Origin of the sequence: Paenibacillus sp. JCM 10914, from assembly GCF_001315105.1 — a bacterium.
GTDB lineage: Bacteria > Bacillota > Bacilli > Paenibacillales > Paenibacillaceae > Paenibacillus_AQ.
The window spans coordinates 45,953-69,174 of sequence record NZ_BAZR01000008.1 but is presented as its reverse complement, the minus strand read 5'-3'; the positions used below and the strand labels follow the sequence as shown (position 1 = coordinate 69,174).

The window sequence follows — 23,222 nt, the reverse complement described above, 5'->3', positions numbered from 1 at the left end:
ATCACGGGTTATCCTTGATAAACCAGCTGCCAAGTCATCCCATACCGGTCAACCACTTCTCCGTAATATGCTCCCCATGGCTGCAGGGCAAAAGGATATTTCTCCGTCCCCCCGTTGCCAAGATGACTATAGGCCGCACGTGCATCCTCCTCACGCTCGAACGTTATAGCCAACCCCATATTCGTACTCTTGGCGGTTTCCTGAAAAGCATCGGTCAGAATCAGCTTGTTGCCGCCGCCTATCGTTAACGACATGTGCATGACTTTATGTTGATGCGCCTCCGGTATTCCAGGCATATTCTCGAACGTGTTCAATAAGCCGATCTCTCCACCAAGCGCTTGTATGTAAAAATCCGCCTGACCTCTTGCATCCTCCGAAATAATAAAAGTTACGATTTGTGCTTGCATATTCATCTTCCTCTCGCTTCAATTTTGGTTTATATCTAACCAACGAACGAGATTTGACGAAATCGACAGCTTTTCAAATTTTTCTTAAAAAAAGTTTTCAGGTACTTTTCTTCCGCTGAACACGTGATTCATCTGGAAGACACGCGGCCGCCCGACCCAGCAGCAGATCTCGTTCCCTCTGGTTGTCCGTCTGCGATGCGGCCAGTTTGAACTCGGTACAGGCTTCTTCAAGCCGTCCCAGCTTAAACAGCAGATCTCCCCTTACACTTGGAAGAAGGTGATACCCTTTCAAGGCAGGTGCCGATTGCAAAGCATCCACGATCTCTAGCCCGATCTCCGGGCCAAATGCCATCGAGAGGGCAACGGCCCGGTTCAATTCCACAATGGGCGAAGGGGAAACCTGCGCTAACGCTTCATAAAGCGCGGAGATTCGAATCCAATCCGTCTCGGCGGCACTGGCTGCTCCGGCATGACAAGCGGAGATAGCGGCCTGAAGGGCATAAGGTCCAGTCAAACCTCCCAGTTGCTCGATTCGATCGAGAGCGGCAAATCCGCGGCGGATCAATAGATAATCCCATAATGCCCGATTCTGGTCCATAAGCAAGACAGGCTCACCCCCCGCATTGACGCGGGATTTGAAGCGGGAAGATTGAAATTCCATTAACGCAACCAACCCGTGCACTTCCGGCTCCAGGGGCGCAATCTCTGCCAGCACCCGCCCGATCCGCAGCGCTTCCTGACACAATAATGGCCGAATCCACTGACTGCCGGATGATGCTGCGTAGCCTTCATTGAACATGAGATACACGACCTCAAGCACCGAGGACAGTCTCGGCTTCAGTTCCGTCCCTTCCGGAATCTCAAACGCAACCTTCGTTGCCGCCAGCGTCCGCTTCGCACGCACGATCCGCTGCGCTATCGTAGGCTCCGGCACGAGATAGGCACGGGCAATCTCCACTGTCGTTAATCCGCCCAGCAGTCGGAGGGTTAGCGCCACGCGGGCTTCGGGCGAAAGAACCGGATGACAGGCCATAAAGATGAGTCGCAGCAGATCGTCATTCACTTCCCCTGGCTCCGGCACATCGATGTCCGAATTCATCCGGACATCCAGTTCGCGCCCTAATAGCGCGTACTTCTGATCGCGCACTTTATTGCGGCGCAGCAGGTCAAGTGCTTTTCGCTTCGCAGTGGTCATCAGCCATCCTCCTGGATTATCCGGTATTCCATCCGTCGGCCATCGCTCCAGCGCAGCGATCAGCGCATCTTGTGCAAGATCCTCGGCGAGACCAATATCGCGTACCATCCGGGTAAGATAACCAATAATCTTGGGAGACTCGATTCTCCATATCGCCTCCACCGTGCGATGCGTATCTGCGGCTGACATTATGGATGCTGCCCTTGGATATGTTCACGCATTTCATATTGTTTGGCCTGGGCTTCCGGATCTTGCGTTAGGTCTGTGGGCTCAAACACCTGCCGGAGCTCGATCTGACCAGCACCGAAGCCATGAGGATCCGGCATGCGCTTGGCCCATTCAATCGCTTCTTCCCTCGTCTTCACTTCAATCAAGGTATACCCTGCAATCAATTCCTTCGCTTCCGTAAAAGGACCATCGGTAATCTTCGCCTTGCCGCCGGGCTCCGGATAAGAAATCCGAATGGCATCTGAGCTTGGATGGAGTCCATCCGCGGCAAGCAGCACACCTGCTCTGGCCAGCTCCATGTTGTACCTCATCATCGCATCCAATTGCTCTGCGCTTGGCAGCACGCCTGCCTCGGAATCCTCGGTTGCCTTTACAATCATCATAAATCTCATGTTGCATCCCCTCCTGTTACCGGAATTGTCCTTACACGCCATTCCATGTTTATACAACGAATAGAGAATTACCAAGTCGACAGCTCATACTAAATTAAGTAACAACCATTTCGCTATCGGATCGTCTATTCCTGTTTAGATGATCCGGTTCCATGAAAAAAAGGGGTTTAGTAGATAATTCATCCAGACTTGGCTCGTTCCCTGTACGTCTTATTCTTCGCACGATTGCCGCAGGCTTTCATCGAGCACCATTTACCGGTTCCCGGCCGGGAGCGGTCGACAAACACCCACTGGCAATCCGCCGCCATGCACACTCTCAAGCGGTCCCACAAATGATTTTCACGAAGTCGGAAGACCAGAATCAACAGCCGTGCAATGCCTCCCTTTCCCTGCACATCGACGGATTCTATCACATCGGTCGCTTCACCAAAACGATAAAAAAACCGGAACTGGCCCGCGGCACGATTCATCGACTGGAAACCGTCGTGATGGTCATGCGGATTATGATTAATGGCTGCTCTTAAGCTGCTGCGCAGTTCTCGGGCCAGGACCAGGTCCTCGTCGGACACGTTGTCCCGGTCATGAATAAAGTTATATCTCAATAGCCACGATCGCAGACCATCTGCGTCCGTAAGCAGCTCCACGCCCGAATCCCCTTCATATCGCATCCGTCTATCATGGGTGTTGATAAATCTGCGATGATTTCCAGTTGCTCCAATTCGGTTCCCACAACAAACAAACCTCCTATTGATCTTTCCATAACAAACCAGTAAAGTGTATTTATCGGTTAACTAACCAGTTATATTGTTTTAATGGTCATTATCATGATTCAAGTACCCTTAATAAGTTATTTTATCAACCGCCTACTTATTGTTATCAGTATACCAGACTCCATTCTTCCTAAGAGGTGAAGTAAATGAAGCTCAGACCCTTTTCTTTTCAAATTGAACCTGCTGCCATTGATGACCTATACCAACGCCTGGACATGACCCGGTGGCCTGACGAAATTCCGGGCGGACGTTGGGATTATGGAATTCCACTGGATTTCATGAGAGAGATGATGACCTACTGGAGGCATGAATTTGATTGGGGAGCCTTCGAGCGTTCTATGCAGGCCTACCCCAACTACATCACTGAAATCGATGGCATGGACATTCATTTCATCCATGTGAAGAGCAGCGGCAAGAACCCCATCCCGCTCCTCATCGCTCACGGTTGGCCTAGCACCTTCTATGAAATGTTAGAATTGATCCCCTACCTTACAAATCCTGGGCCATCAGGCGGCAGTGCGGAAGTTTCCTTCGACCTCATCATCCCTTCCCTACCGGGTCACGGTTTCTCGGGCATTCCCTTGCGTTCTGGGTTCGAGGATCGGCAAGCAGGGGAACTGCTCATGAAATTAATGACGGAGCTTGGTTATGAACGATTCGGTGCCCACGGATATGATATCGGCGCCAGCATTCTCGGACTCATGTGTCTGGACCATCCCGAGCGGTTCATCGGTTATCATACCACCTCCCCCGGCAATCCGAGCCCTTACGTGGATCCGACTTCCAAGCTTTCAGATGAGGAGATCGCGTTTCTCGATTATCAGAAGCAATGGTACCGCGAAGAAGGAGGCTATGCCCATATTCTAGGCACAAGACCGCAAACGGCAGCCTATGGCCTGCATGATTCCCCTGTGGCGCTGGCTGCGTTCATTCTGGAGAAATGGCACTACTGGACATCTCCCGACGACGATCGTGTATGGCGGCATTTCAGCAAAGAGCTGCTCATAGCCAACGTCTCCATCTATTGGTTAACCCAGAGCATCAATGCCTCAAACCGCTATTATTATGAAGGCGCGCATACGAGATGGCCGGGACCCGGCGAAGCCTCGCCTGTACCGCACGGGGTCACCTTAAATGCGCAACGGAACGAGCGTCCGCCGAGGGAATACGTGGAACGATTATTTCCGAACGTGATTTACTGGGAGGATATGCGGTCTGGTGGACATTTTATTGCCGCAGAACAGCCCGCATCAATTGCCGCACAAATCGCGGCATTCTTCAAGAAGCTGCGAAACGATTAAAGTATAGACAGGAGATCCCCGTATCATTGCCGAAATGGTTAGCTACAATCTCTAATCGAATGCGGTGATCTCCATGAATACTTCAGTGCCGAAGCGTATCCATATTATCGGCTCGGTCGGCAGCGGCAAGACGACGCTCGCCCGGACGCTCTCAACTCGGCATGACATCCCTTATTACGAGCTCGACAATGTGGTATGGCAGCGAGCCGAACCGGATGATATCCGGCGAAGCGAAGCGGACCGGGATCGACTGCTGCTGGGCATCATAGAGTCGGAGCGCTGGATCATCGAAGGCGCTCATCTGAAGTGGGTGAGCCCGAGTTTGCAGCATGCTGATCTCATCATTTTTCTGAATCCGTCTTACGCGACCAGGGTCTACCGGATCATCACAAGGTTTATGAAACAGCGACTGGGCATCGAGCAGGCACATTACAAACCCACCTTCGCTATGTTCCGCAAAATGTTTCAATGGAACGAAACCTTTCAGCGGGAAGGCAAGCAGCAGATTCAATGCACGCTGGCAGGTTATCCGGGTAAAGTGCTGATAGTGAACAATGACACCCAGCTAAAAGAGCAACTGGAGCTGTGGAATCAGAATCAGCACCTGCCTGTACGACAGCAAAAGAGGACCTCCTGATGATGCGGAGGTCCTCTTCCCTGCTAGAAAATATCCATGCTAAGATACCGCTCACCCGTATCCGGAGCTATACAGACGACCCGCTTTCCTTCACCGAATCGCTCGGCTACGCGCAGTGCCGCGAATACCAAGGCTCCGGAAGATGGACCTACCAGAATCCCTTCCATGCGCGCCATATCCCGGACGGTTTGCAGCGCATCCTCATCCGCGATCTGTATGATTTCATCATACACGCCTGTATTTAGAATCTGCGGCACAAAACCCGGGCTTGTCCCAACCAGCTTGTGCGGACCCGGTTGCCCGCCGGAGAGCACGGGTGAGCCCTTCGGCTCAACCACCGCGATATGCAGGCTCGGCAGAGACATCCGCAATTGCTCCCCTGTGCCGGTTACGGTGCCGCCCGTTCCTGCCGTCGCAACAAAGGCATCCAGCCGCCCTTCCATCTGCTCCAATATTTCCGGTGCCGTCGTCATCCGATGAATGTCCGGGTTGGCCGCATTCTCGAACTGCTGCGGAATGAAGCTGCCGGGGATTTGTTCCCGGAGTTCAAGCGCTTTGGCAATCGAGCCCGGCATGCGTTCACTGCTCGGTGTCAGGACGACCTCCGCCCCATAAGCCTTCAAGATGTTAATCCGTTCCTTGGACATATTATCCGGCATGATCAGGATGGCCCGGTAGCCCTTCGCGGCGGCGATCATTGCCAGGCCAATTCCGGTATTTCCGCTGGTCGGCTCTATGATAGTACCTCCCGGTTGAAGCAATCCCTGCTCCTCCGCGGTATGGACCAGATTGTAGGCTGCCCGATCCTTTACACTCCCGGAAGGATTGAATTTCTCCAGCTTCACATATACGTCAGCCGAACCTGAGAGCGTAAGCCGCTGAAGCTTCACCATCGGCGTCTGACCGATTATATCAACCACGCTATTATATATTTTCATGCTGTTCTCCTTAAGAAGTGAAATGATACTCCACCCAATATTTCTAATAAAGACAATAAACTTACTCGGATTATATGAGAGAAATGATTGTATTGTCAACGAAACATCCTAGGTCTCCTTAGGACTCGTACCGCTGGAAGGGTAATTTTATGATATGCTGTTCTCAGCATTTCCTAATTTAACTTCCTATGTTTATATCGACTTATGAGGAGGCGCATGACGCGTGAATCCCTTGGAATCTCTACCTGAACATCAATCCCTTCTAGTGCTGGACCGATCAGCTGATCTTAGCCCTCAGGACGTGCTGCATCCTTTTGCGCTGGATGAGTTAATGTGTACATTGACCGGTAATGGCGGCCCCGCCATTTGCCATATATGGCGCCATCCGCGGGCACTTGTCATGGGTTCGCGCGACAGTCGTCTGCCGTACACGCCCAAGGCCGAGGCACTGCTCCACACTCTCGGTTATGATACGGCCGTTCGGCATTCAGGAGGAGCTGCGGTCCCACTTGATTCAGGCGTGGTGAACCTGTCCCTGATCCTCCCGTTCGCCTCAAGCGGACCCGTGCCCGACTTCCATCAAGACTTTGAAATCATGGTTGCGCTAATTCGTGAGGCGCTTCGCGGTACCGGACAAACTGTGGATAGCGGTGAGATTGCGGGAGCCTTCTGCCCCGGCACCTTTGACTTAAGCATTGGCGGACTGAAATTCTGCGGAATTGCCCAGCGCAGGCAGCGTCACGCTTTTATTGTACAGGCCTTTGTCATAGCGAATGGTTCAGGCAGCGAACGTGCACGCCTGGTTCGTTCCTTCTATGATGTCGCAGCGGTGAGCGCAGATCCGAAATTTTACCCGGTCGTGGAAGACTCAAGCACCGCCAGTCTCGAGGAGCTGACAAATATCGGCAGCGGCCAAGCCGCAGTGCAGTCGTTCATTACCGCTGTAAAAGAAACCGTACGCCGTTGGCAGTCAGGCAGAGACTTAATCGAGGCGTCCTCGAGTTTTGTCATGCCAGATGCCGAAGATATTCATGCCATGTCTGAGAAAATGCGAAATCGGTATAAATAAAAGGAGATGATGCGATGGACCGCTACAATGATCGATGCGAGTGCTGCGGCAGGTCTGGAGTGAAGACGACGATTCACCATCTTACCCCCAAGGAGTATGGCGGGGCTAACCTACCCACAGCCCTGCTCTGTATGCCATGCCATAAGCATATCCACCACCTTTATACGAATAAACAGCTCGTAGATCAGGGTCTAACGACCCTGTCCGCGCTTCAACAAGATCCTGCCATGCGCTCCTTCATCCGTTGGATCCGCAAGACTCCCCCCGGCAGCATCCCAAAATCCCGTAAATCCAGAAATGTAAGAGGACGGCGTTAGCCCCTCCAAGATTACTTTATTTTTACAATTCCACCAATAATGGATGATCTTCTCTTAACACTTCCCCTATACACTTGTCCTGATGACAAATTGTACATGAGGGGTGGATAAGCTTGAATAAAACGATGGACCGCAAAACGTTTTTGTCTTATCTAGGTACCGGCGCAACCGCATTGGCAGCCGCATCCGCCGGTTTAGGCGTGCTGGAAGGCAAAGCTTCCGCTATGTCCGGTAACGCAAATCATCTGTTCGGATTCCATACGAACCGGGTCAGCGGCTACTTCGAGCCCATCGAACCCACCAAGGCAGACCAACTCGTTCTGCCAAAACAGTTTAAATACGACGTGATCGCCGCCTTTGACGACGTAATCAATACGGCTGGCGATAAATTCGGCTCCGGCTGCGACTACAACGCTTTTTTCCCCATCAAAGGCTCCAACGTCCGCGGCCTGCTCGTCAACAATCACGAATACTCCACTATCTTCTCGATCGGACCGGTCAAGGACGGGAAAATGACTGCCGCTCAAATCCAAAAGAACCTGTATTACCAAGGAATGTCGGTAATTGAGGTATACCGCGATGAGCAGGGTGTATGGAAGATGGACACCTCCTCTACGCATGCCCGCCGCATCAATGGCTTCACGAAATTCGATATTACCGGTCCAGCCAGAGGCATACCTGCCTTGAAGGGCGCGACGACGGCAACAGGTACTTTCGCTAACTGCTCCGGCGGCGTTACGTTGTGGAACACGGTATTGTCCTGTGAGGAGAACTTCGAAGAGACTGCCAAGATCTCGGGCCTCCCGGAAACGCATTATGGCTGGGTCGTCGAGGTTGATCCATTCGACAAATCGTTCTTGAAGAAACATACGGCCCTCGGCCGCTTCAACCATGAGAATACCGCCATGGGACTTGCGCAGGACGGCCGGATTGTCGTATATATGGGCGATGACAAGAAAGATGCGTGCGTGTATAAGTTCATTAGCAAGCACAAATACGACAAGAGCAAAGGCCGTGCCAACTCTGCGCTTCTGGAGGAAGGCACGCTCTATGTAGCTAACCTTAAATCAGGCACATGGCAGCCGGTTACGTTGGATGCCGTCACCAAGGCGGCCGCTAAAGATCCGGAGGTCCAAGCTAGGTTTAAAACACAAGGTGATGTCGTTACCTATTGTCAGGAAGCGGCGCGACTGGTTGGCGGCACACCGACGGATCGTCCGGAGGACATCGAAATCTCACCTTTTGACAGCACGGTGTTCATCTGTCATACGAACAACGACAGCCACGGCAATATTCATGGCCATATTACGCGCATCTTCGAAGCAGGCGATGACCTGGCGGCGATGGAATTTGATTTCGAAATCTTTGCTGCCGGCGGCCGCCAATCCGGCTTCAGCTCGCCAGACAATCTGGCCTTCGATTCGAACGGCGATCTCTGGGTGGTAACGGACATCTCCAGCAGCAGTCAGAACAAAGGCGTTCACAGGTCTTTCATGAACAACGGTTTGTTTGTAATCCCGACGAGCGGTCCTGACCAGGGCGTTGCATTGCAATTCGCTTCCGGTCCGGTAGAGTGCGAATTGACGGGTCCCTACTTCTCACCCGACGAACAGACACTGTTCCTGTCCGTCCAGCATCCTGGGGAGAATACGGAGGACCTTAATCAGCCGACCAGCACTTGGCCGCACCGTTCCGGCGAGAAGATGGCACGATGTGCGGTCGTAGCCATTAGTGGATTTAAGTTCCAATAAATTCCCCTATGGGTAGGAGGTTAACAACATGCCGTTTGGTAACATTGGAATCGGTGGCCTGATTCTTATTCTTATCATTGCACTTATCATATTCGGTCCATCCAAACTACCCGAGCTCGGTCGTGCTTTCGGGCGAACCTTAAGCGAATTTAAGGGCGCGACGCGTGGTCTGATCAACGGAGAGGATGAGAATGAGAAGAAAGACGATGCTCCGCAAGCTACTGCCGCTGCCAACAAGCAGCACAGTTAATCCGAACGACCAGAGCGCGATTGAGCATTTGGAAGAGATGCGGAAACGCCTGATCCGCACGCTGATTGCGTTTCTCGTGGCGATGGCGGCTGCCTTCATCTACGTCGAGGAGATCTACCACTGGCTGGTTCGTGGCATGCAACAACAGCTCGTGCTGCTGGGTCCCTCCGAAGTGATGTGGGTGTACATGATCATCGCAGGCGTTGTCGCCGTTACCGTTACCCTGCCGATCGCGGCATATCAAGTATGGCGGTTCGTGCAGCCGGCACTGCCGGAAGGAACAGACCGTTCAGCCACGCTGCTCATCTCTGTGATCAGCGTGCTGTTCGTGGCTGGCATCTGCTTTGGATACTTTGTGCTGTTCCCGATGGTCCTGCAGTTTATGCAGCGGATGGCGGAAGGAGAGTTCCAAACGATGTATACAGCGCAAAAATATTTCACATTCATGATTCATATGACCGTTCCATTCGGATTCCTGTTCGAAATGCCGGCCATCGTGGTCTTTCTGACCAAACTCGGCATCGTGAATCCGTTTCGGCTCGCCAAGCTGCGCAAATCAGCCTACTTCCTGCTCTGCATCGTGGCGGTCACCATTACGCCGCCGGATGTCATGTCCGATCTGATCGTCATTGTCCCGTTGTTTCTGTTGTACGAGATCAGCGTCACAATCTCAAGATTCGTCTATCGCAAACAACTGCAGGCTCCGCAAGCGGAAAGCAGCGTCTAAGTAAATACGTCCGGTTCCCCCGAATTGGGCGAAAATGTTGAATAACCCGTGATTAGTCGGCCTCTGAATACCAATCGGCGGTCTAGAACTCACGGGTCTTCTTTTGTGTTATTTATCAGCGCTTGCCAGATATGAAGATGCCTTGAAAAATCCAAGCGCGGTCCCCGATTTATCCAAGTTCTCCGAGGTCAGAACGAAATATCTTCATATCTTTAACGATGTGATGGATCAACATCATCTCGATGCACTCGTATTTCCTCAGATGTACAAGGAAACACCCCTGCTTGACAGCGAGGACAAAATTGCCGACACCACCGTTCCCGAGATCCATATTGCCGGTGTACCTCTCGTCACCGTGCCTGCCGGTTACTATAAGAGCGGTTCGCCGTTCTCCATCGCGTTTGTCGGTAAAGATGTGGAGCGAGGCCGAACTGCTCGGCATGGCCTACGATTACGAGCAGGCCACGAAGCATCGCGTTGCCCCCTATGCTTGTAGCTAAACCTTGATCCTCGTCGTCCGCTTAGCCTATCCCCTTAACCGGAGCCCTGCTGGCTTTGGTTTTTTTGTACTTGTCTGTGACTTTTGGCATGATTCCATCAAAAATCGGAAAAGTTCCATTGATTTATTAGAGGAGTTCTCCTAGTATTTTTATATATAGATAACGAAACGCTTGTCGCCGTAAGCTTAGCGGCTCCATGGTTGTGAGCGGACCTTCGCTAACTGCCATCCATTAATCGGGGGGTTCATAGAATATGAGATGGAATCACTTCAAGTCCAAGCTTTTGCTTAAGTATACCCTATCGTATATCTCCATTTTTCTTATACCTCTTGTTATATTGACCGTCATCATTTATCACAATGCCGTGAATACGCTTCAATCGGAAATCGAGCAGACGAACGTCAACCAATTGACTCAAGCCAAGACCGTAATCGATGAACGAATGAAGGAACTGCAGGACATCGCGTTTCGGATCGCCTATGACGAGCAGCTTACGCGTTATTGGACACACCATCCTTATTACAGCCGGGAGTCGATCGGGGCTTTGGTGAAATACAAGGCAACCAGTTCGATCATTGATGAATTATTCCTCTACTTCCGCGGTGATCACAATATTTACTCTTCCCAGGGATTTGAGAACCTCGATGTCTTTACTGGCCGCTACAAATTCAATACCTGGAACGAAACGGATCTGATCAACGACCTGAATACGGTCCCCTTCCCGACTATGCGCCCTGCCGAACAGGTCGTCAAGGGAACGAATGCCCATCATTCCATGCTGGCTTATCTCGTACCGATCGCGCCGAATAACACCCCTGCCCACGGTACGGTGATGTATTTGATTCACGAGTCGAATTTGACCGGACTGATTGACTCGATTCTGAGCGACTACCATGGAATGACCTACATATTCGACAACTACGGACAAGTCCTGGCCTCCACCCATCGCGGAGAAACTATCACGGAGCAGGATATGAACACCCTGTTTCAACTGGAACCAGGGACCCACAGCCTTTCGTTAAATCACGAGGCCCATTCGGTTGTATCAGTCAAATCCGATTCGGGTTGGACATATGTTGCGGCGATGCCAAGCAGTCAGTTCTTCGGCAGAATCGTTCATATTCGTACTTTCATTGTGCTAGTGTTCTCCCTGGTGGTCGTAACCGGAACCATTCTTGCCATCATGCTGGCCCGAAGACAGTACCATCCCATATCCGATTTAATGGATTTCATCCGTCTCAAAAATGAACCTGAGTCGTTCTCTACTGCCAACGAGCTCGAATGGATCAAGAAGACGCTGCACGATTACAGTCAGCGCGTCGATTATCAGGAGCCCTACGCCCGAAATCACGTTCTGCTTATGCTGCTCAAGCACGGCCATACCGGGGAATTGCCCGCAGAGTTTAAGGAGCAGCTCGGCATTCGCTTCAACTACTCCCATTATTTTGTGATGTATATGGGCTGGGAAGCAGACGCTTTTCCAGAAGACGAGCGTCAGGAACGCTGGTCTGCCATTCAACAGCTGCACGAAGTGGATTTGCCTGAGCATGATGCGTATGCCTACGGCGTGGAGCTGCCACAGCCTGATCACTTCGCCCTAATCGTCGGCTTCCATACCGAAACGGGCCATGAAGCCAGTCTGCAAGCCCTGATGGAGCCCATCGTAGATTCCTTAAAATTAACCGCCGCTAACCATACCGGCGCGTATCCGGCGATCGGCATCGGCAATCGATACAGCTATCCGGAGCAGCTCAATCAATCTTATATCGAAGCATCCACCGCTTTTGAAGCTTCCATGTTGCACGGTCAAGGCGGGACCACCTACTTCAACGCGCTGTCTGGAGCTCAAGATGGAAACGCTTCCTTCTGGGTGCAGAAGGATATCTTGCTTAAGCTCGTGCAGAGTCTGAAGCAAGGCAGCTACGACGTAGCTGTGCAGATGGTGAATTCGGCACTCAGCAGTCTTAAGGCAGAGACTCCGCCGGTTCCACTGCTCCGCTGTATTTGCTTCGATATTCTGAACACGATGCTGAAGACGGCCGCGGAGATCGGGATGTATCATGTTGTGGATCAGTTGCCGAAAATCACTTCCTATGACTCCCTGGAGGAGCTGGAAAAGAAGCTGGTGTCGCTGGCCGCCGATATATGCGCACATGTCGAAACCAAGAGCGAGACCGAGGAAAGTTCTCTGATGGATGAGATCGTCACCTATATGGATGAGCATTTCACGGATTACGATCTTAGTCTTGGCACCATCTCTTCGAAATTCTCCATCTCTTCATCTTATTTCAGCCGCTCCTTCAAAGAAAAAGTGGGCATGAATTTCACGCAATATATCTGGCAGAAAAGAATGGACGAAATTATCCGGCAGCTGCTGAATACGTCTGATCCATTGAAGGACATCATCACGCGCGTCGGTTATCTGGATACCCCGAACTTCATCCGTAAATTCAAGAAGGAGACCGGAATGACGCCTGGACAATACCGTAAGCAGTACGCTCAGAACGGCGATTCGCAGGACGATGAGGATGATGAAGAGACGGGATAGCAATTTAACAAAGCCAAGCCGGACGCTAGTATCGCCCGGCTTGGTTTTTCTTATTATGTCTTGGATTATCTCCCTTTCAAAGTTCGATCCATCACATCTAACAACTGTCCCGCCTTATCGTTGCTGTATTCCCAGAACATGATGCCAGCGAGCTCCTCATCCATCACATATCGACACTTATGAAGAATGGATTCTTCATCATCGTAGGAGATCAGGCTCGAACCGTTAAACAGATACGGAGCGCACGCCTCCGCATCCCAATAACGGGTATATCCATTCTTATTGATATACTCAGCCGCCAGGACGGCATAGGATGGGCCATAGCCGCCGGTCGTGCCTGCCATCTGATGGAGTCCGTGATTTCGATCCGGCACCTCGTTCCACTTGCGGGAGTAGAATGCCGCACCAATCACGATCTTCTCTCTTGGCACTCCCGCCGCCACAAAGATCCGCACGGAGGCGTCGGTACTGATTCGAAACAGATCTCCCGTTGGCGTGTACAAGTTTGTATGATGCCCTGTCAGCACTTGAAACCCGCCGCGCATATCGTATGTCATGAGCTGAACGTAATCCAGATACTGTACGGCTTCAGCCATATCGGTACCATCCACATAATATTGGTCAGCTCCAGCGGCAATCGTGAGCAGGTAATGACGTCCATCGCGTGCACCCTTGGCATTTAACGCCTCGCGCATCGCTTGCAATAGCAACGTGAAATTGCGCTTATCATCCGCACTCGAAGCAATGCCTGCCTCGCCATAAGACGGATATTCCCAATCCAAATCGATGCCGTCAAACGGGAACTCCTCCAATACACGTATCGCCGAAGCAGCCATCGCGCTTCTTCCCGCTTCGGTAGAAGCCGCTTCCGAGAAGCCACCGGCTCCCCAGCCACCGACTGATAACAGTATCGTCAGATGCGGATGCTCACGCTTGATACGCTGTACAGCCTCGCCGTTCTTTACCCGTTCCGTCGTAATCTGATCATCTTTCACATGTCCGAAAGCCACGTTCAGATGCGTCAGCTTCATTAAATTATCCCGGGTCATCTCGGGCAGCACCGAATCCACGGCATACCCGATTACCAAATGTTGCTTCATCCTTGTCTGCACCTCATTTCACTCTTTGGATATCCCCGTCAAGATCTGCACCGCTTCCTTCCCGGTACCGAGCTTATAGCCGGAGGACTGATAACGTATTTGATTGGTGCGATCCAGCACCATCAGGTAAGGAAATCCCGCGCCGGCTTCATCGGAGATGGATCGCAGTTCTGACAAACCCGAATAGTCCGAATCACGGGCAAACACGGTTGTCGCCGGCAGCTTGGAGAGGGTCGCCGGCGTGAAAGAAGTCGCCCACTCGGAATCGCCGATAATCAGAATAATCGGAACCCCAAGCTGATCCAGCGGCTCTGCCAACTCGCTCAGTTCGCGCAGCAGATGCTTTGTCGGCTCGCGCTCCGGTTCAATCCAGGACACCATCGCATCGCCCGCTCCGATAAGTTCCTCGAGGTCGGCAGGGTTTCCGTCCAACAGGGTCAAACGGTGACTGCGGCTCATAGAGCCCAGTTCTGGTATATCCTCCTTCGCCTCCCGGAAGGTCAAACACACTTCGACCGTCTCATGCTCCCGAATCGTAAAGTACGTAAATCGGACCCGGACCGTGCCGTCCTTCAGACGAATACCGGACGTCATGCGGTAATCGCCGGGCTCAACTTCATAGGGTTCATCATAGACATTCTTACTACCGTAAGAATAATGCAAGTTCTTATAGGCCCCGTTCTCGAGCCTCGCAAAGCTGAAGTTCTCTCCATAGGAAGCAGCCGGCGTATCGCTCGGCGCATTCGAATCTTTCACCAACTGCAGCTTGCCCCATAGCTTCTGACCACGTCCTGGTTCGTAATTACCAATCCCAAGCACTTCCGAATCAGCAAGCGTAAACACGGCGTTGACCCAGCTTCCCTCAGCCCAATATTGAGGCTTCTGCTCACCGGGATGCAGACGCGATGGAATTCCCAGGCTGCGACACACGGCAACGAATAGGATACTCAGCGATATAGCATCGCCTTTCTTCAAATTATAAGTGCCGACCGGATTCCCCTTCCCTCTCAAATTGGGTACGTCATCCCAAATCTGAAAGTCGTGTTCTAACTCACGCGCAAGCATTGCCGGATCTCTTCGATACCTTGCGATCTCGTCAGCAGTAAAGGCACCGCGAAACAAGCTGCGGTAAGGCACAATCATCTCGAACTGAACCCGCGGGCAGAGAATGTAGGGAACGAACAGTTCCTCCGGCCAGTCGCCGCGATATGCCAAAGCTCCCTGCAGATGATCATCCAATGCGGGACGGAAGGTGTCGATCAAATCCTTATCATGCAGCGATTCCAACAACCGGAGCGGCCAAGCTCCGTATGGCGCGGATCGCTCCTCCAGGAAGGCTGCAATCTCCCTGCTGTTGCCTCGTGCCTTCTGCAGAACATGCCACACCCGTTCGGGCGGAAGGCCCGCGAAGCGTGCAAGCTTCGCCGCCTGCTCCTCTCCGAGGAAAGTACCCTCGTAACCGGTCCGAATCGCCGTGCCTTCCTCCAATCGGCGCTGATGCCGCTGCCGCTCCTCTTCGGTTACAATCGGTCCGTGCTCCCCCATCCCCTCCGGGGGTGGAACCATATCGAAATCGACCGTTCCCCGCGGCTGCTCCGAAATGTTCAGAACCAGCTCGACGCACTCCCCATCCTGAGTCGCGGAGCCGGAAATCTTGATCTCGCTCCATATATCGCCAGCCACAGCCCGAATTAACAGATCTCCGTAACCCGTCTTGAAGGAGACGCTTCCTGCAAGGTCCGTCTTCAGACTCGCAATCGGATAGAATTCCGCCATATTATAAAGTTCAAAGCGTACCACGGCGTCAGCCACCGGCCCTCCCATGCTATCCAGTACCTTCACTTGCAGGGAGCGTGCCCGCGTGTAATGATCAAGCAGATTAATCTCCGTATATCCTTTATCGGCATAGGTAATCTCTTCCGGTCCCGGATATTCGGCGAAGATTCGCGTGTCGATCAACATCGCCCGGCGCGCGGGAGGCGTAAACCAGCCTTGATTCAGCGACGCTTCCGGCTCGCAGGCGCCAATGAAGTACCACGTTCCGTCAGCCCACGCTTCTACCCATGCATGGTTGCTGTCACAATGCGCCCAGCGGGGCGTATACACCTGACGGGCGGGGATGCCAATGCTACGCAGCGCAGCTACGGCCAACGTGGATTCCTCTCCGCACCGCCCCCGTGCATTGCGGATCATGGTCAACGGAGAGACCGTGCGCAGATCACTGCCGATATAGGTTGCCTTCTCATGACACCAGTAGTTCACTTCCAAGATGGCATCGGCCATCGACAAATGCTTCGTCCGCTCCGCCAGCTCGTGGTATAGGATACCGCGAGAATCTTCGATATTCTCCGTATTCACCCGATACGGCAGCACGAAGTGCAGGAACAGATGATCCGGCACCCGCTCCCCCCAAGGCACCCGTCTGCGAATCGCCAACGCCCTGCGTACATGGCTGAGGAACAAGGCCCCGTCGTAATCAGCAAGATCGTTGACCGGCATGTAAGCATACAAATATTTCAGCGCCCACGTCTCTTCCTCGCTTACATCGGCATGTAACACGTCGAACAGCTCATGCTTCCGGGCTTCGGCGAAGACCTGCCGCTCTGCAAACTTCATCTCTAATCGATCCATTGCCTCTTGATCCAACGAAAAAACCGATGTTCCGGTTGTCATGGCAGCTTCACTCCTTCCATAGCTTTCCGTCTTCGCGGATGCAAATTATACCCGTACCGTCCGAAGTTGGGACCGAGATTTGAAACAGACTGCGAGTCGTCTCGATCACGGGACGAATGCTCCAAGAATCATTCCCCATAAGCAGGTCCACATCCTGCGTAAACTCGCCATGAATTTCAAAATAATTGCGCTCCCGATAATAAAACTTCCGCAGCTCCCATTTCAAGCGTTCATCCCGCGGCAGCTCGAATGTAACCGGATCTTCCCGGTCCGTAAACACAACGTAGCCCCATAACTCCGGATAATGCATGTTGATAATGCCCATAGGTGACCAGACCCAGTTATCTTCAGGGTAAGGCTTTCCCGTCTCTGGATCCAACACCTTACGGTACTTGTCGTCTCGAATTTCTGTCCGCCACTCCACACGCGAGAAGTTCACGCGCCAGAATTCCCCCGATTCAGGCACCCTGCCGCCATTAGCGCACTCCCGCAGACTGCTCCACGGCATGGCCACCTCCACGCTCCACTTACGGTTGGCTGCATCCGGACGATTCAGCTGTCCATCGATATGCACGGCGGTCTTCAAGCCGCTGATATCCCAGCCGTTGACGGGCGGTCCACCATCCCGATACGGCTTCACGAGCAGGAGATCCCACACCGTATTCAGGGCATTGATCTCGAACTCGTAGTACTGATGCGTGTCTCCGTCCGGGTCGATAAAGATCTCAAAATCATTATCATGGAAGATGACCGAATCCCGTTCCGTGAGCGTTGCCCATATCTGATCCTCGATCAGCTCTGCCGCGATATAGAAGTAATCCTCATCCCACAGCATCTTCGCCCGCGTTCGCTTCGCAGGAATGGGACGCAAATCGCCTTCAATATCCACAAAATCCTCCGTCCATTCCGCAGCATCCCAAAAAGGCTTATCGACACGTCCGTCAAGCACTAGCGACGTTTGCGCTCGCCTGCATATGTAATGTCTCGGTGCGTAGTCAATGTTCGGCTCCGGCACTCCACTTCGATTCATATGATGTCCTCCGTTGTCCATTAGTTATGGGTGACGACCGCTCCTGAGCCGCCGTACATCTCTAGCTCACCTTCCAATTCAAGCCTCAACACGGTAACATGTTCATGCGTATCTTCCGGCGTCATCTGGATCCATGTCGTTCCGGGTATGTTGAACCAAGGAACACCGCCATGAATTTCGTGCGTAAGCTCTCGGCCAGAGTGCAGCACGGTGATACTTTTTATCGGATTGCACAGTCCTTTCAGGCACACATCCTCCTTCGGCTGATCATAGACAAACAGGTATAGCGTCTTCCTGTCCTCTGAGACCGTGCTTCCACCCAGATAATAACGGGTCATGATGCCTTCACCCGTGCCGAATACCGCTTCTTCATGGGCCGTGATCCAGGCACCGAGCCCCAGCAAAATGTCCACCTGCCGCTGATCGATCGTGCCGTCTTCCCGCGGACCGATGTCCAGCAGCATATTGCCCCCCATCGAGATGCAATCGCAGAACATCCGAATGATCTGATTCAGGGTCTTATACTTGTGATCCGTCGGGACATAGCCCCATGACGAATTCATTGTTGTGCAGAATTCCCACGGCCCCTCCGGCCGGGTAATCGGAATCCCTTGTTCAGGCGTCTTGTAGTCGCCATGCCCTTGAAGCCTGGAGTTGATGATCAAATCCGGATTAAAAGATTGCAAATATCGTTTAAATTCCGGTAGATTCCACTGCTCGGCGCTGCGCTCCCAATCACCATCGAACCATAAGAGATCGACTTGGCCGTACCGGGTCATGATCTCCCGCAACTGCTGGTTATTGAATTCTAGAAATTTCTGCCAGCGCTCTGGCTCCTGTATACCGTCTATCGGACTGGAATACGGATTCACGCTGCCCAGGTCATCTGGAACCTGGCCTCCCTCATAAACGCTCGGATAATCAGGATGGGACCAATCGATCAGCGAATAATACATCCCAGTCCGAATCCCGCGACTCGAGATCGCTTCGGCATATTCCTGCACAATATCACGCTGAGCCGGGGTTTTCTTAACAACATTCAAGTCGGAATGCTGGGTATCCCAGAGGGCAACGCCGTCATGATGCTTCGTTGTCAGCACGGCATAGGTAGCCCGTGACTTCACGATGAGATCCGCCCAGGCCCCGGCATCGAACTTCGATGCCGTAAAGCCGTCCAACTGCTTCATATATTCCTCATAACTCAGCCTGCCATTGTAAAACGACCAGGATTCGGATACGCCGTCCACCGCGTATATGCCATAGTGAATAAAGATTCCAAGCTTCGCGTTCTCAAACCACTTCTGCAATTCGCTCCCTCTCTTCCGTTGAAATCGCCTCACCCTGTTTGTTATCGGATACGAAATACGTGCGCGATGGGTGCTTCTGCCCTTTGACGTTCAGTGTCCGGGAGACGCACAACGACGCCCTGCTCCGAGCGTCTGTATTCCAGACGGTCTTGACCACCGACCAAGTCAATGCGACTGCATGCTGTATGCAACGGGAGCTCCAATTCCTCAGGTACGCGCTCTTGTTCATTCTTGTATAAATACATCGCGTACGTAATATCACCCTTGCATGTCAACTGGACCGGCCCGACAGAATAAGGTTCGCAAATCCGCGTCCCGTAGATAGCCTCACCGTATACATTTAACCATTCCCCCATTCCCTGGATTCGCTTTATTGCCGTTTGGGACAATCTGCCGTCTGGCTGCGGCCCTACGTTCAGCGCCAGATTGCCTCCCTTGGCTACAATCTCCGCCAACAAGTGAATCAATTGGCGCACGGACTTATAGCGATCCTCATAACGGAAGGAAAAGGCGCTTCCCATGGTAATGCAGCTCTCCCAAGGAACCTTCAGTGCACGTTCGGGCAGCGTCTGTTCTGGCGTAATCAGGTTCTCGTAAGGTCCACCAACCGTGCGGTCCGCCGATAGCAGCCACGGCTGAACCTTGCGCGCTCGCTCAACAACTTCGCCCAGTCTGATATTCTGCTCCCGGTAATCATTGACCCATCCGGCATCGAGCCACAGCACATCAATTCGCCCATAACGGGTCATGAGCTCCATGATCTGTTCATGCGTAAACTCCACAAACCGTTCCCACAACCAAGGTAGGTCTTCGGATCGTAGGTTGGCCCTCGGGAAGTCGTTGTCCCCGGCTTCATGCCCGGTGCCCAGTAGTAAGGTGTATGCCAATCCGCCTTGGAGAAGTAAGCGGAAATACCGAGCCCTCGTGCACGGAAAGCATCAAATACAGCCTTCGTTATATCGGCGTGCTTATGAGTATGGAACGGGCAGTCCGGTCCCGTAATCCGGTAATCGGTCGTATGCGTGTCCCACATACAGAAGCATCATGATGCTTCGTCGTGAAATTCAAATATTTAAAGCCGTTATCCGCAGCGAGATCCGCCCATACCTCCGGTTGGAACCGCAGCGGGTTGAACGTCTTGTTCAGGTCGAAATACTGCCGTTTCAGTTCTTCTGCATCGATATCCCAATCAATCTCATTGCGTGACCATTCTTCATCAACGTCGCTCAGTGCCCATGATTCGACGAGTCCGAGCTGCGAATAAGGACCCCAGTGCATCATGAGACCGAGCTTCTGGTCCTTAAACCACTCCAACCGCTCCAGCAGCAACGGTTCCTCCGGCTTCACCCACTGTTCCTCGCTGCTGTAATTATGCACGCCTTGCTCTACAACGTCCGGTTCCTGCTCGGCCAACCTATTCTCGGACACAGCTATCCCTCCTGTCCTTATTAAAAACAAGAGCCAACCCCCGGCCTTATTAAGACCGGGACATGTTGGCTTCCCGTATGAACCTATGTTATTGATTAACGTCCCAGCGGTCGTACGCGCCTTGATACAACTCGACGATCCGATCTCCGCCCATCTGCTTCACCTGGGCTACATACTTATCCCAATTCTCGAGCGGTTCTTGGCCTGTAACGAACTTGGCCTCCATCTGTTTCACATACGTGTCCAGATCAGACATCAAGGCCGTCGCCTCGCTTTGCTCCTCATTAGTCAAATACACGTTAGGGAACGGAGCTTTGCCGATCGGCACCAGCTTCTCCTCATTCTGCTGTTCAATCCAATCATCGAATTCGGTACGAAGTCCTTTGGTAACCTCAGGATCATTGATACCCGGCGTCAGGATACCGAAGTTCGGCGTAATCTTGCCACGGTACTCCTCCCGGTCGCCGCCTCCAGGAACCGGCAGCCATTCCTTCACGCGATTCTCCTCATCCGCGAACTTCCACAGCACGCCTTCTGGCCCTTGGTTAAACAGCGTGGCTCCCTCGTAACTGTACAGATAATCGATCCAACGCATCGTTGCTTCCGGCGCCGGATTCTTGCTGGAAATGGCGAACGTCCCCCTTGCCGACATACCCGGATGCTTGCCATATACAGGAGAACCCGCGATCTCACTCTGTACCGGCGTCATCAGCGGATGATCCCCGCTTGGCTCACCGCCCAGCGTGAAGTATGGATGATAGTCATTAAACAGTGCCAGTCGATTACTCTCGCCCTTGGCTTTTTTCTGGTCTCCAGTCTGTGAGAACGTCTCATGATCCAGCAATTCTTCCTTCCACAAACGGTTCATAAAGGTCAGATAACCCTTGTAACCTTCCTCTTGGAAAGGATAGTGCACTTTCCCGTCCAGATCGGCATAGATGCCTTCGTTGTACATCCCCCAGAAGCCGAAGAAATACATTCGCAGGTCATCCAGCTTAACCGAAGTCAGCGGAATTTCATCCTGCTGCCCGTTACCGTTAGGGTCCTCTTCCTTCACTCGCTTCAAGTACGTGTATAATTCCTCAGTTGTCTTGGGCTCTTCCATATCAAGCGCTTTTAGGAACTCCCCGTTATACCACATCGGGCCGCGATACCAAACAGCCGCAGTATCGATGAACGGCAGGGCATACATATGTCCGTCTGGCGTCGTAAATGATTTGCGTACGTCCGGATTCTCATCCAGTACTCTCTTAATGTTAGGGGCATAACCTTCATCAATGTATTTCTCAAGCGGGATGAGTATGCCTTGGCTGCCGTACGTGACCTGCTCTGCCGGTCTGAGATCGGCTGCATAGAACATATCCGGCAGATCACCGCTGGCGAACACGAGGTTCTTCTTCGTGTCATAGCTGTCAATTGGCGAAAGTTGATACTCCAGCTTAATGCCGGTCAATTTCTCCATCTCCTGAAGCACCGGCATTGTGTTCCAATCCGCTACACCTGCATCCTGGGACATCACTTTCAACGTGAGCGGGGTATCAACGATCGGGAATCCTTCCTTCTTCACGCCTTCACTCGTAGCGGTGTCAGGCGTTGACGAGCCTCCATCGCCTTTTGGCGAACCGCAGGCTGCAAGCAGTGCCGCCGATAAGGTGAGGCATAATAAGACCGATGATGCCTTGCGAAGCTTTTTCATGACAACAACTCCCCTTTATTTGATGTGGTTTATGGATTAAGATCAGCCCTTGACGGAACCAATCATAACACCCTGCACGAAGTAGCGCTGCAGAAACGGATACACGGCAATAACCGGTATCGTGGCTACGATAATAACGGCATATCGTACCAATGCTGCAATCTCGGCTTTACTGTTCATTGCAGCGGCAGAAGATGCATCGATGGCGCCGCCGCCTTGTGCCGACATCTCCTGAAGAACCAGGATCTGCCTTAAGAAGAGCTGCAACGGATATTTCGCAGCATCGTTCAGATAAATCATGGCACTAAAGTAGCTGTTCCAGTGACCCACCCCATAGAACAGCGCCATGACAGCGATGATCGGCATGGAGAGCGGGAGTACGATCTTGACGAATAAGCGAAAGTTCGTGCATCCGTCAATATGAGCCGCTTCCTGCAATTCCTTTGGAATCGTGGATTGAAAGAAAGTACGCGAGACGATGATATTCCAGATCGATGCGGCTCCCGGTAAGATCAGTGCCCACATACTGTTCACCATGCCAAGATCCTTCACCAGTAAGTAGCTCGGGACAAGACCGCCGCCGAAGAACATCGTGACCAGAAACATGGCCATGAAGAAACCTCGTCCTACAAAGTCGGTACGGCTTAGTGCATAAGCCGCAGGCAAGGTAACCAGCAGGTTCACGATCGTACCGACAACAGTATAGATAATCGTATTTTTGTAACCAATCCAAATATTGGTGTTCTCGAATACCCGCGCATAACCGTCAAACGTAATCCCTTTTGGTATCAGCCACATCTCTCCCGAACTGACGTATTTCGGATCACTGATGGAGGCACTGACGATGTACAGCAGCGGATACAGCACGATAATGAGTGCGACCGTCAAATAAATGTAGTTGCAAATCAGGAAGATTTTATCCCCTTTGCTTTCCTTAACAAAAGCTGACATGTGTTAT

20 protein-coding genes and 1 pseudogene are annotated in these 23,222 nt (G+C 52.3%); 9 read left to right on the top strand and 12 right to left on the bottom strand.

Annotated features, from left to right (window positions below; translation table 11 throughout):
* Positions 1-8: 8 nt before the first annotated feature.
* From JCM10914_RS12010 to JCM10914_RS11995, 4 genes are all read right to left on the bottom strand, one after another.
* Positions 9-407 carry a VOC family protein gene (locus JCM10914_RS12010; protein ID WP_023961151.1) on the bottom strand — a complete coding sequence of 133 codons (399 nt, stop codon included), beginning with the start codon at positions 405-407 and terminating at the stop codon, positions 9-11.
* Between the two features lie 97 nt (positions 408-504).
* Positions 505-1,791, bottom strand: a complete 1,287-nt coding sequence (locus tag JCM10914_RS12005; RefSeq protein WP_023961149.1) for an RNA polymerase sigma factor — start codon at positions 1,789-1,791, stop codon at positions 505-507.
* Positions 1,791-2,222, bottom strand: a complete 432-nt coding sequence (locus JCM10914_RS12000; protein WP_023961147.1) for a YciI family protein — start codon at positions 2,220-2,222, stop codon at positions 1,791-1,793. Before JCM10914_RS12000 ends, JCM10914_RS12005 begins: the two co-directional genes overlap by 1 nt.
* 179 nt (positions 2,223-2,401) lie before the next feature.
* Positions 2,402-2,866 (bottom strand): CGNR zinc finger domain-containing protein, encoded by a 465-nt coding sequence (locus tag JCM10914_RS11995; protein ID WP_023961145.1) that lies wholly within the window; start codon positions 2,864-2,866, stop codon positions 2,402-2,404.
* A gap of 272 nt (positions 2,867-3,138) precedes the next feature.
* Between JCM10914_RS11995 and JCM10914_RS11990 the strand changes: the two genes are divergently transcribed.
* Both JCM10914_RS11990 and JCM10914_RS11985 read left to right on the top strand, forming a co-directional pair.
* Positions 3,139-4,293: an epoxide hydrolase family protein gene (locus JCM10914_RS11990; protein ID WP_023961143.1), complete on the top strand. Its 1,155-nt coding sequence runs from the start codon at positions 3,139-3,141 to the stop codon at positions 4,291-4,293.
* Positions 4,294-4,366: 73 nt separating this feature from the next.
* Positions 4,367-4,930, top strand: a complete 564-nt coding sequence (locus JCM10914_RS11985; protein WP_023961141.1) for a hypothetical protein — start codon at positions 4,367-4,369, stop codon at positions 4,928-4,930.
* A gap of 23 nt (positions 4,931-4,953) precedes the next feature.
* On the opposite strand, the gene cysK is transcribed toward JCM10914_RS11985, so the two are convergent.
* Positions 4,954-5,868: a cysteine synthase A gene (gene cysK / locus JCM10914_RS11980; protein ID WP_023961139.1), complete on the bottom strand. Its 915-nt coding sequence runs from the start codon at positions 5,866-5,868 to the stop codon at positions 4,954-4,956.
* Positions 5,869-6,091: 223 nt separating this feature from the next.
* Between cysK and JCM10914_RS11975 the strand changes: the two genes are divergently transcribed.
* The 7 genes from JCM10914_RS11975 (at position 6,092) to JCM10914_RS11950 (ending at position 13,030) form a co-directional block, all read left to right on the top strand.
* On the top strand, positions 6,092-6,937 hold the full coding sequence (locus JCM10914_RS11975) for a lipoate--protein ligase A (RefSeq protein WP_023961137.1): 846 nt from the start codon (positions 6,092-6,094) through the stop codon (positions 6,935-6,937).
* A 14-nt stretch (positions 6,938-6,951) separates the two neighbouring features.
* On the top strand, positions 6,952-7,254 hold the full coding sequence (locus JCM10914_RS28370) for an HNH endonuclease (protein ID WP_081739777.1): 303 nt from the start codon (positions 6,952-6,954) through the stop codon (positions 7,252-7,254).
* A gap of 125 nt (positions 7,255-7,379) precedes the next feature.
* The gene (locus tag JCM10914_RS11970) at positions 7,380-9,005 is read left to right on the top strand and encodes a PhoX family phosphatase (RefSeq protein ID WP_036717965.1); all 1,626 of its coding nucleotides are present in this window, start codon (positions 7,380-7,382) and stop codon (positions 9,003-9,005) included.
* Between the two features lie 28 nt (positions 9,006-9,033).
* Positions 9,034-9,255 carry a twin-arginine translocase TatA/TatE family subunit gene (gene tatA / locus JCM10914_RS11965; RefSeq protein ID WP_023961133.1) on the top strand — a complete coding sequence of 74 codons (222 nt, stop codon included), beginning with the start codon at positions 9,034-9,036 and terminating at the stop codon, positions 9,253-9,255.
* The gene (gene tatC, locus JCM10914_RS11960) at positions 9,212-9,982 is read left to right on the top strand and encodes a twin-arginine translocase subunit TatC (RefSeq protein ID WP_023961131.1); all 771 of its coding nucleotides are present in this window, start codon (positions 9,212-9,214) and stop codon (positions 9,980-9,982) included. Before tatA ends, tatC begins: the two co-directional genes overlap by 44 nt.
* A gap of 103 nt (positions 9,983-10,085) precedes the next feature.
* Positions 10,086-10,478 (top strand): hydrolase in cluster with DUF1447, encoded by a 393-nt coding sequence (locus JCM10914_RS11955; RefSeq protein WP_023961130.1) that lies wholly within the window; start codon positions 10,086-10,088, stop codon positions 10,476-10,478.
* A gap of 257 nt (positions 10,479-10,735) precedes the next feature.
* Positions 10,736-13,030, top strand: coding sequence for a helix-turn-helix domain-containing protein (locus JCM10914_RS11950; RefSeq protein ID WP_023961128.1), 2,295 nt, complete (start codon positions 10,736-10,738; stop codon positions 13,028-13,030).
* Between the two features lie 65 nt (positions 13,031-13,095).
* Here JCM10914_RS11950 and JCM10914_RS11945 read toward each other — a convergent pair whose 3' ends face one another.
* The 7 genes and pseudogenes from JCM10914_RS11945 to JCM10914_RS11915 all read right to left on the bottom strand — a co-directional run bounded on the left by JCM10914_RS11945 (position 13,096) and on the right by JCM10914_RS11915 (position 23,215).
* The gene (locus JCM10914_RS11945) at positions 13,096-14,130 is read right to left on the bottom strand and encodes a glycoside hydrolase family 18 protein (RefSeq protein WP_023961127.1); all 1,035 of its coding nucleotides are present in this window, start codon (positions 14,128-14,130) and stop codon (positions 13,096-13,098) included.
* An 18-nt stretch (positions 14,131-14,148) separates the two neighbouring features.
* A complete protein-coding gene (locus JCM10914_RS11940) occupies positions 14,149-16,803 on the bottom strand; it encodes a transglutaminase-like domain-containing protein (protein ID WP_023961126.1) in 2,655 nt (884 codons plus the stop codon).
* Positions 16,804-16,810: 7 nt separating this feature from the next.
* Positions 16,811-17,833, bottom strand: a complete 1,023-nt coding sequence (locus JCM10914_RS11935; RefSeq protein ID WP_023961125.1) for a carbohydrate-binding family 9-like protein — start codon at positions 17,831-17,833, stop codon at positions 16,811-16,813.
* Between the two features lie 20 nt (positions 17,834-17,853).
* A complete protein-coding gene (locus JCM10914_RS11930; RefSeq protein ID WP_023961124.1) occupies positions 17,854-19,140 on the bottom strand; it encodes an alpha-L-fucosidase in 1,287 nt (428 codons plus the stop codon).
* A 41-nt stretch (positions 19,141-19,181) separates the two neighbouring features.
* Positions 19,182-20,568, bottom strand: a pseudogene (locus JCM10914_RS11925) (alpha-L-fucosidase).
* A gap of 88 nt (positions 20,569-20,656) precedes the next feature.
* Positions 20,657-22,264, bottom strand: coding sequence for an extracellular solute-binding protein (locus JCM10914_RS11920; RefSeq protein ID WP_023961121.1), 1,608 nt, complete (start codon positions 22,262-22,264; stop codon positions 20,657-20,659).
* 42 nt (positions 22,265-22,306) lie between these two features.
* Positions 22,307-23,215 (bottom strand): carbohydrate ABC transporter permease, encoded by a 909-nt coding sequence (locus JCM10914_RS11915; RefSeq protein WP_023961120.1) that lies wholly within the window; start codon positions 23,213-23,215, stop codon positions 22,307-22,309.
* Between the last annotated feature and the right edge of the window lie 7 nt (positions 23,216-23,222).